General features: G+C 63.8%; 3 protein-coding genes. All 3 read left to right on the top strand.

What is annotated here, in order from left to right:
• A partial coding sequence (locus tag EN906_RS30895) for a urate hydroxylase PuuD (RefSeq protein ID WP_164777491.1) occupies positions 1-491 on the top strand: 491 nt, incomplete at its 5' end.
• Position 492: 1 nt separating this feature from the next.
• Positions 493-1,809, top strand: a complete 1,317-nt coding sequence (gene guaD, locus EN906_RS30900) for a guanine deaminase (RefSeq protein WP_127266492.1) — start codon at positions 493-495, stop codon at positions 1,807-1,809.
• Positions 1,810-1,952: 143 nt separating this feature from the next.
• Positions 1,953-2,456, top strand: coding sequence for a heme-degrading domain-containing protein (locus EN906_RS30905; protein WP_127266493.1), 504 nt, complete (start codon positions 1,953-1,955; stop codon positions 2,454-2,456).
• Positions 2,457-2,458 lie beyond the last annotated feature (2 nt).

The raw sequence follows: 2,458 nt of genomic DNA on the forward strand, positions 1-2,458 counted from the left end.
ACTATCCGCTGGCGTTCGGCACTGAGTTCAACTGGGTCATCGCCTCGCTGGTGTTCATCATCGGCGTGCTGATCCGGCACTATTTCAACTCGGTCCACGCGCGCAAGGGCAACCCGACCTGGACCTGGATGGCGGCACTTGTCCTGTTCATTGTCATCATCTGGCTGTCGACCGCGCCGAAAGTGCTGACCGGCGAACCCAGGGAATCTGCGGCGGCGCAAATCTATGTCGCTTCAGCGCATTTCCCGGCCGTACGCGACACCGTGCTCGGCCGCTGCTCGATGTGCCACGCGGCGGAGCCGGTCTATGAGGGCATCTATCATGCGCCCAAGGGCGTGATGCTCGACACCGACGCCGACATCGCCAACCACGCCCGCGAGATCTATCTGCAGGCCGGCCGCAGCCACGCCATGCCGCCCGCCAACGTCAGCCAGATCACCGACAAGGAGCGGGCGCTGCTGGTGGCCTGGTTCGAAGGCGCAGGGAGATAGCATGAACTCGACACTTCTGCGCGGCCGCACGCTGTCCTTCGTGCGCTGGCCGCAGACCATCGACGATCATTCCGCCTGGCGCTACGAGGAGGACGGCGGCCTGCTGATCCGCGACGGCCGGATCGTCGCTGCGGGCACCTATGCCGATGTTGAAAAGCAGGCCGGCAAGACGGCGAAGAAAATCGACCACCGGCCGCATCTGCTGCTGCCCGGCTTCATCGATGCGCATGTGCATTTTCCGCAGATGCAGGTCATCGCCTCCTATGGGGCAGAACTGCTCGACTGGTTGAAAACCTACACTTTTCCGGAGGAAACGAAGTTCGCCAACGCCCAGCACGGCCGCCGCATCGCGCGGCTGTTCCTCGACGAAATGGTGCGCCATGGCACGACGACGGTTGCCGCCTACTGTTCGGTGCACAAGGCTTCGGCGGAGGCCTTCTTTGCCGAATCGCATGACCGCAATATGCTCAACATCGCCGGCAAGGTGATGATGGATCGCAATGCGCCCGACGGCGTGCTCGACACGCCGCAATCGGGTTACGACGACACGAAGGCGCTGATCAAGGAATGGCACGGCAAGGGACGGCAGCACTACGCCATCACGCCGCGCTTCGCCATCACCTCGTCGCCGGAGCAGATGGAGATGGCGGGCGCGCTGTGCCGCGAACATCCCGATTTGCACATGCAGACGCATCTGTCGGAAAACCACGCCGAAATCGCTTTCACGCAGGAACTCTACCCGTGGTCGCGCGACTATACCGACGTTTACGAGCACTACGGGCTGTTGGGCAAAAAGAGCCTGTTCGGGCACTGCATCCATCTCTCGGAGCGCGAAGCGGATGCGCTTTCCGACAGTGGCTCGGTGGCGGTGTTCTGCCCGACTTCCAACCTGTTCCTCGGCTCCGGCCTGTTCGACTATCAGCGCTTTCGTCGCCGCGAAAAGCCGATCCGGATCGCCGCCGCCACCGATGTCGGCGGCGGCACCAACTACTCCATGCTGCGCACCATGGACGAGGGCTACAAGGTGATCGCGCTGAACGGCGAGAAGCTCAACCCGCTCCAGTCCTTCTGGCAGATGACGCGCGGCAATGCCGAGGCGCTGTCGGTGGCCGACAAGATCGGCACGCTGGACGAGGGCACCGATGCCGACATCGTCGTGCTCGACGCCAGGGCAACGCCGGCGATGCGGCTCAGGATGGAGACTGTCGAGACGCTGGCGCAGGAACTTTTCCTGCTTCAGACGCTGGGCGACGACCGCACTGTCCGCGAAGTTTATGTGGCGGGGCGGCCAGCCAAGGCGGATATGATCGCGGGGTGAGACCCCCTCACCCCGAGGGGAGAGGACCGCAGCTCGACGGAGTGGGGGTCGACCCTGGCGGGGCAACACGATCGCCGCGACGGAAGCTTGACCGGGCGGAGCTTGTCGTACACACGATTTGTGACTGACTTCGGAGAAAGAAAATGGCCGCTGCGGACGACATCGCTCTGATCCAGAAGCAGGAAGAGACGCTGGTCTTCCCGGCCTTCGACGAGGCCGTCGCCTTCGAGATCGGCGCGGCGATCCGTGAGCGGGCACTGGCCGAGGCCATGCCCATCATTGTCGATATCAGGCTGTGGGATCGGCCGCTGTTCTACGCCGCGATGCCGGGTTCGAACGCCTCGAACCCCGACTGGGCGCGACGCAAGACCAATGTGGTCAAGCGGTTCCTGAGAAGCACCTATCGTATGGTGTTGGAACAGCAGCGCCCGGACCGCAGCTTCAAGATCGGCGAAGGGCTGGATATTGCCGACTACGTGCTGGCCGGCGGTGGCTTTCCGGTGACCGTCAAGGGCGCCGGCGTCATCGGGGTGATCGCCGTCTCCGGACTGCCGGAGCGCGAGGATCACGGCGTCGTCGTAGATGCGCTATGCGATCATTTGGGCGTCGACAAGCGCGGCCTGGCATTGCCTCGGGACGCCGAATGACC

The organism is Mesorhizobium sp. M7A.F.Ca.CA.004.06.1.1 (assembly GCF_003999135.1).
GTDB lineage: Bacteria > Pseudomonadota > Alphaproteobacteria > Rhizobiales > Rhizobiaceae > Mesorhizobium.